Origin of the sequence: Collinsella aerofaciens (assembly GCF_039752985.1) — a bacterium.
In the GTDB taxonomy this organism is placed as follows: domain Bacteria; phylum Actinomycetota; class Coriobacteriia; order Coriobacteriales; family Coriobacteriaceae; genus Collinsella; species Collinsella aerofaciens_BT.
Genome location: NZ_JBDMHA010000082.1, coordinates 1 through 7408 on the forward strand (window position 1 = coordinate 1; position 7408 = coordinate 7408).

The window sequence follows — 7408 nt, forward strand, 5'->3', positions numbered from 1 at the left end:
GGTGTAGAGCCACTTGGGCTTCTTGGGATCATCGCCCAGCTTGGCGCGAAGATTCTTCACGTGGCTATCGATGGTGCGCTCATAGCCCTCAAAGTCATACCCGAGCACTTTCTCGACCAGCTCCATGCGGTTATACACACGGCCGGGATGGCGGGCAAGCGTGGTGAGCAGCTTAAACTCGGAAGCCGTCAGATCGACTTCCTTGCCCTCGACCAAGATCTTGTGGCCCGAGATATCGATGACCAGATCGCCGAAGTCGAGTACCTCGACGGCGGGCTCGTCGGCCTGATGGGCACGGCGGAACAGAGCGCGAACGCGGGCGACGAGCTCGCGCGGCGAGAACGGCTTAATCAGATAGTCGTCGGCGCCGAGCTCAAGACCGATAATACGGTCCTCGATCTCGCCCTTAGCCGTCAGCATGATGATGGGGACATCCGAGGTATCGCGAATGGTGCGGCAAACGCGCTCGCCGGGAATCTTGGGGAGCATAAGGTCGAGCACGACCAGGTCGAACTGATGCTTCTCGAACTCCTCGATCGCGGACTGGCCGTCGCCGACGCCCACAACCCAGTAGCCTTCGCGCTCGAGATAGGCAGCGACGGCGTCACGGATTGCCTTCTCATCCTCGACCAGCAGAATCTTTTTTGCATCTGAAGCCATAACACGGCCCCCCCTGTCTCAATTAGCTAAGAACAAGCCCATTTTAACGCACCTGAGCCCGCCGGATGCCGCTATGACGCGGCAGCTCGGCGGGCGGTACTCACAATTACAACGCGTTTATTCCCCTGTTGGCGCCTTTTTAACCCCTCTAAGCTTAAAGAGAGAATAGGCGTGCAGTGACCGTCTCTGGTATACCCTGGCTGTTGCGCACCGTGGCGTACGTAAGGAATGAGTCCGATTTTCCCGCCGTAGCTGGATAATCGCCATACTCCAAAGCGCGGTCGGGCGACAGCAGCGAGCCATAGGTCTTGGCAGAGGTGTCGATCAGGAAATGCGACGCCTGTACCTTAACAAGGTATTTATTCTTCTTGCCAGCCGCACATGCGAGCGGCTCGCGTGACAGGAAGAGGTACGGCCCTCCCTCATTACCGATATACGTGCCCATATTGCCCAGGCTGCCCACGCCACTATAGGCCGCCTCGATAGAAAACACGAAGGTATCGCCCATATATACGGCCTCGAAAGGCGAAACTGACGAAGGGAGGACCAACTGGGCACGCTTGGTGTTGTTGCCGTCGGTCAGATCGATTGCCGTTATGCCGTAGTAGACGCCCTCGTCGTTGCGGACACGCGGCGAGATGGTCAAAATGCCGTCGCTCGCGCGCGGGGCCGATGCAAAGCGGCCCGTCGATTTCCAAATTACCTCGGCCTTGGATTCATCAAGCGAGCGACGATAGCAAAACGAATCACTACTCGTTTTATTGCCGCCTGCCGAAGGCATTTTATACCAGATGACCGATGACCCGAACGCCGTAAACAGGGGCGGATCATAGTCCTTGCCACCTCGATCGAGCTCAACCACGTCGCCAGAGAGCGAAGCGCCCGACAGATTTTGAGCGTAGAGCTTCCACGATGAATTGGCAAAGTTCATCTCAACCCACGCGAATACGCCGTCGCCGGCACGGACATCGTAGAATGCATATCCCGTGCCCTCGATAGGATCCTCGATTAATGTGGTAAGCGAGCCATCACCCAGGTTGAGCACACCGAGTGTGTTGGCGTGCAGCGCCGATGCGGGCGCCATCATCGCCGCGGCGTAATCGCCGTCGCAGTAGTACAGCAGCGTACCCAGAGGCAGCGTCCACGACGCCGCCGGCTCAAGATCGATGTCGACTGCCTCGTACTCATCCGTAATCGAGATGATCTTGGAATCGTCCTTGATAACCTGCGGCTCGCCGGCGGCATCATCGCTGGTGCCCGTTTTTTTCGAGCATCCGGCAAGCACCGTGGCAGCGCCCGCGGCAGCCCCACCGAGTACAAAGCCGCGACGCGATATTCCGTTCTTGATGTGATCGGCGATACCCATTAGGCGATCTCGGTGCGAGCGGCCTCGATAGCGCGTGTAAGCTGGTCGGCGCAGGAGGTCTTTTTCATACCGCAGGTATTACCGGCGAGAACCTCGATTACGCGATCGGCAGGAGCGCCCTCGACCAGCTTGGAGATAGCCTTGAGATTGCCGTCGCAGCCGCCGGTAAACTCAACGCCCATCACCTTGTTGCCGTCATCGGAAAGATCAAGGTGAATATTGCGAGCACACACGCCCTGAGGCTTGTAATCAAACGAAATCATGCGATCCCCTCTCAGAATGTTATTCGAGACGACTATTATCCCCGTCTTTCCCTAAATGCAACGAGGCGCTTTGCCGGCAACACACATTACCAGCAAAGCGCCCTAAAAAGCTAACGTTATGCCCGAACCTACTCGAAGCTCAGCTGCTCCAGACGATCAAAGACCGTGTCGATACGGGTGAGGAAGTCCCACGGATCAAAGATCTCGTCGAGCTTCTCCTGACTGACGGTGCAGCGCGGGTCGGCCTCGAGACGCTCCTTAAAGGTGGGGCCGGAGACACAATCCTGTACCTCGTGCCAAGTTGCCATGGCGTTCTCCTGCACAATGGCGTACGCGTCCTCGCGGGTGATGCCCGTGTCGACGAGGGCGAGCAGCACCTTGGAGGAGAAGATGAGACCGCGGGTCTTATTGAGGTTGGCCATCATGCGGGCAGGGTACAGCTGCAGGCCGTCGATAACGCGGATGAGGCACTGGAACATGTGGTCGAGGGCGATGAAGCTATCGGCCTGGGCGACGCGCTCGGCAGAGGAGTGCGAAATGTCACGCTCGTGCCACAGGGCGACGTTATCGAAGGCAACCTGGGCGTTGGACTTCACGACGCGCGACAGACCGCAGACTTTCTCCATGGTGATGGGGTTGCGCTTGTGCGGCATGGCTGAGCTGCCCTTTTGGCCCTTACGGAACGGCTCCTCGGCCTCGAGCGTATCAGTCTTCTGCAGATTGCGGACCTCGGTAGCGATGCGCTCGCAGGTGGCTGCGGTGGTGGCGAGAACGCCGGCGAGATAGGCGTGATGGTCGCGGCTGATAACCTGCGTGGACAGCGGGTCGTGAACCAGGCCCAGGTGCTCGCAGACATACTCCTCGACGAACGGCTCGATGGAGCTGTACGTGCCGACAGCGCCCGAGATGGCACCAAAGGCAACATTCTTGCGGGCGTCCTCAAGACGATCCAGATCGCGCTTGAGCTCCCAGGCCCAAGAGCCAAACTTCATGCCGAAGGTCATCGGCTCGGCGTGGATGCCATGAGTGCGGCCGGCACAGAGCGTGTTGCGCTCCTCAAAGGCACGACGCTTGCAAATCTCGCCGAGCTTCTTGACGTCCTCGATGATCAGGTCGCAGGCCTGGGTGAGCTGGTAGCACAGGGCCGTGTCGCCCAGATCCGAGCTGGTCATGCCATAGTGAACCCAGCGGCTGGGCTTGGGGTCGCCCTCGGGAACATCGGCATCGATGTATTCCTTCATGTTGGTCAGGAAGGCAATGACGTCGTGGCGCGTGACTTCCTCGATCTCATCGACCTTCGCCTTCTCAAAGTTGGCATGGTCGCGGATCCACTGGGCCTCGTCTTTGGAAATACCGATCTTGCCGAGCTCCGCCTGGGCCTCGCAGGCCAGAACCTCGATCTCCTGCCAAATGGCGTACTTGTTCTCGAGGGAGAAGATGTGTCCCATCTCCGGGCGGGTATAGCGATCGATCATAGCGGCTCCTTTTTGGTTATTGGCACGTTGGTCGTAACCCATCCATTGTACCGTGCGCAGGTGCAAGTATGGGCAGCAGGCATTAACCTAACATTTTGGAATTGGAGCGAGCAACGGAACGTCCGCGTATTTGCTTCGCAAATCCGCACCGGCTTCAGGCGAGCCCCTCAGCTTCACGAAGCCGAAGGGGAAGACTTTGTTGAATTAGCCGTCCCCATGTCTCCCGCGCCCGGTAGAGCGGGCAACGGGACGTCTGCGCATTTGCTTCGCAAATACGCACCGGCTGCGGTCGCCTATCGGCGACCTTGCCTGCTCGCTATAAACGCTTCGCGTTTATTTAACGCTCGCACCCTGGCGGGTTCGAGTCCCGGCACTTTATTGAAAAAAGCACGACACCGAAGCGGTGTCGTGCTTTTACTTTTTTTGGAGCGGGCAACGGGACTCGAACCCGCGAGTGTCAGCTTGGGAAGCTGATGCCTTACCACTTGGCGATGCCCGCATATGTGGGGGATAGTATAACGCGGTTGTCTTGTTCGATACAAGGGTGTCGATGCTTGTTTTAGCTGTGGAGAATCATTTGAAAACCGCGCCAATTGTGGAGATGAGGACCTTTGTCTTTCTTTTCTTACCATCTTCTACCTGCACTTTTATCTGATTGTTGTATTTGAGCTCGATTTGTCAGAAATCGGGCAAGCTTTTGGTCAGGCTCCGGTACTTACCCGCATGAACCTCGGGGGTAGCCTCATCCTACGCGTCGCAACCTCCCCATGCGGCGCACGAGGGATAAGGAGCAGCCATGTCCAACGCACCCACGCACTCTGTCCACAGCGCAATCGCAACAGGTCCGCTGCTCCTGCTCCTCTTCCTGCTTTTCGGCTGCCTGACACCGGGAGCCGCATTTGCCGTCGATGGCTACGACCAGCTCGGCTTCCGCACTATTAGCGATGATTGTGGGCCCTTCCTCATCGGCAAGTATGAAGCTCAAGACGCCTCGATTGCCTACTGCATGAACCAGGAGCGCCCCGGCCCCACCAAGCCGGGCGACCCATGGCTCAACTTTGATCAAGGCTGGGTGTGGCTCGACGACGAGTTCGCGGCAATCGTTTGTCACGGATATCCTACCGCCACGTCGTTTGGCGGTTACCATCTTTCACCCGATCGTGCCCGCGCCGCAACCCAGCTTGCCGTATGGATGCTCAACGGCACTACCCATGTCGACGGTACCTACTCTTACACGACCGCTCAGGGCAAAACCAAGAGTGGGCACTTTATCACTGACAATGAAGTCGTGGCGGCGGCGCGGTGGCTCCACGACAGCGCAAAATCAGGAAGCATCAAAGCCGCTCCGCACCGCGCGCGGCGCTATCTAGGAGCCGTATCGGGCGGCAGCAAACGTCAGGACATGCTCTATGTACTGCCGGCGGTCTCTGTTTCCTTCCAAAAGCAGTCTGCAAACGCTGCCATTACCAGCGGAAACAATACTTATCAGTTTGACGGGGCAACATTCGATGTTTTTGAGAGCACCAGCGGCGCGCGTGTCGGCACCGTCCAGATGGACAGCAACGGTCGAGCGCAGGCAACACTTCTGCCCAACACGGCATACTACCTAGTTGAAACGAAGGCGCCGGCCGGCTATGTCCCCCGCCACGATCGTATTGCCTTTACCACGGGGAATGACGGCGGGCGGGTCGCCATTGAAGAACAGCCCGGCACCATCAACCTGCGTATCGTAAAACTCGATGCCGCGACGAATGCCGGCCCCCAGGTGGGATCTTCACTCGCAGGAGCAGAGTTCACGTGTGTGTCGCAATCAACCCCTGGATGGGCACAAATCCTCACGACCGACGAAAGCGGTCGGGCCGCCCTCGCCGATGTCCCCTTAGGAACCTTTACCATCTACGAATCAAAAGCCCCCGAGGGCTACCTGCCATCCAACGACAGCTGGACCTATACCGTTGGAGCCGACCAGCTCGGCGATTCAGGCGTGGTCGAGATCGAATCTCGCGTTTCCGATATCCCCGTTGCGTTTAACCTTGAGATTTCCAAATTCAAGGATTACGGCAATAGCGACCAATCCGGCCTGGAGCAGCCGGCGGGTGGTGTTGTCTTTGAGGTTGTCAGCAACAGCTCTCAGCAGGTTGTTGGCACACTGATCACAAACATCTATGGCTTTGCCTCCACCAAAGATCAGCCCGAAGCATGGTTCGGCACAGGCAAGCGACCCGCCGGTGTCCACGGAGCCGTCCCATACGACCGTGCCGGCTACACGGTTCGCGAGGTTCCGGAAACCGTCCCCGAGGGTTTTAAACGTGCAGGGGAATGGACCGTCGGGGCCAATCAGATTTCCGACGGCGCCGAGCTTCAATATATCGTGGACAACCACGCTCTGTCGACGCATCTCCAGATTGTAAAACGCGATGCCCAAACAGGCGCTTCTGTTCCCCTAGCCGGATTCACCTTCCAACTCCTCGACAGCAATCACGAACCTGTCTCACAAACTTGCTGGTATCCAGCACATAACGTAATGGACACCTTTACGACTGACGCGACCGGGACCGTCACACTGCCCGAATCGCTCGTGCCGGGCACCTATTATGTACGCGAAACCTCGGCCAAAGAGCCCTATCTTGTCGGCGAAGAGATCGAGGTAAACATACCCGCCGACATGAACCTAACGCCCGTTGCAATCGCCTCATATTATGACCACGCCGCGACCGGAAACATCAGGATCGTTAAAACCGATGCCATAGACGGCAGCAGCCTCGCGGGCGCCGTCTTTGAGATCCGTGCCTCGGGTGATATCGTGCGCCCCGACGGTAGCATTGCCGCGCTCGACGGTGAGACTGTCGCGACCGTCACGACGGATGAAACTGGAGAAGCACGCGCGGGCAACCTCCCACTGGGATCTGGCACCGCACGCTACGAGGTTGTCGAGACTCAAGCGCCGGCAGGCTTCTTGCTCGATCAGACAACCCATATTGTCGACCTTACTTATGCCGACCAGAAAACACCCGTTGTAGAAGCACGGCTTAACGTATCCGACGATTACACCAAGGTTGATATCTCCAAGGTCGATGCAAGCGGTGAGCAGGAAGTGGAAGGCGCACAGCTCGCCTTATATGGTCCCGATAAAACCGAAATAGACTCCTGGACCTCATCCGACAAGCCACACCGCGTCGAACATCTTGCACCCGGCACCTACTCGTTGCGCGAAATGATGTCTCCGCGGACCTATGACCTTGCCGAGGAGATAACGTTTGAAATAAAGGATACGGGAGAAGTCCAATCCGTCGCGATGAAGGATGCGCCCATCGAGATCAAGGGGCAGGTCGACAAGCGTCAGGAACTTGTCCAACCTATCGAAAAGGGCCTGTTGACTAACGGCGATGGTAAAAACCGTGCCGCGATGCAAACCAATACGGATGGGCTTTTCTCCTATACCATCGACGCTCGAAACGATTCAACTACCTGGGTTGATGAGTTCACAATTACCGATGATCTTGAGTGTGCCGAGGACGATACGGCGAGATTCGTCTCAATCGAAACCCCCGTCGCCATCGGCGACCTCAATGGTCTGTGCAACGTGTGGTATCGCACGACGCCGTTGGACTCGACAGACGTCGATGAGCCGGCAAACGCGACAC

5 protein-coding genes and 1 tRNA gene are annotated in these 7408 nt (G+C 57.7%); 1 reads left to right on the forward strand and 5 read right to left on the reverse strand.

The window, feature by feature from the left end; translation table 11 throughout:
• The 5 genes from ABHR76_RS09080 to ABHR76_RS09100 form a co-directional block, all read right to left on the reverse strand.
• A partial coding sequence (locus ABHR76_RS09080; protein WP_346977453.1) for a response regulator transcription factor occupies positions 1-660 on the reverse strand: 660 nt, incomplete at its 3' end.
• Between the two features lie 154 nt (positions 661-814).
• Positions 815-2026: a twin-arginine translocation signal domain-containing protein gene (locus ABHR76_RS09085; RefSeq protein WP_055310311.1), complete on the reverse strand. Its 1212-nt coding sequence runs from the start codon at positions 2024-2026 to the stop codon at positions 815-817.
• Positions 2026-2289, reverse strand: a complete 264-nt coding sequence (locus tag ABHR76_RS09090) for a TIGR03905 family TSCPD domain-containing protein (protein WP_006236206.1) — start codon at positions 2287-2289, stop codon at positions 2026-2028. The genes ABHR76_RS09085 and ABHR76_RS09090 overlap by 1 nt, the downstream gene beginning before the upstream one ends.
• A 128-nt stretch (positions 2290-2417) precedes the next feature.
• Positions 2418-3764, reverse strand: coding sequence for an adenylosuccinate lyase (gene purB / locus ABHR76_RS09095; RefSeq protein WP_055251306.1), 1347 nt, complete (start codon positions 3762-3764; stop codon positions 2418-2420).
• A gap of 424 nt (positions 3765-4188) precedes the next feature.
• Positions 4189-4263, reverse strand: a tRNA-Gly gene (locus ABHR76_RS09100).
• A gap of 297 nt (positions 4264-4560) precedes the next feature.
• On the opposite strand from ABHR76_RS09100, the gene ABHR76_RS09105 reads away from it, so the two are divergent.
• Positions 4561-7408 (forward strand): SpaA isopeptide-forming pilin-related protein (locus ABHR76_RS09105; RefSeq protein ID WP_346977454.1); only part of this gene is annotated, 2848 nt, incomplete at its 3' end.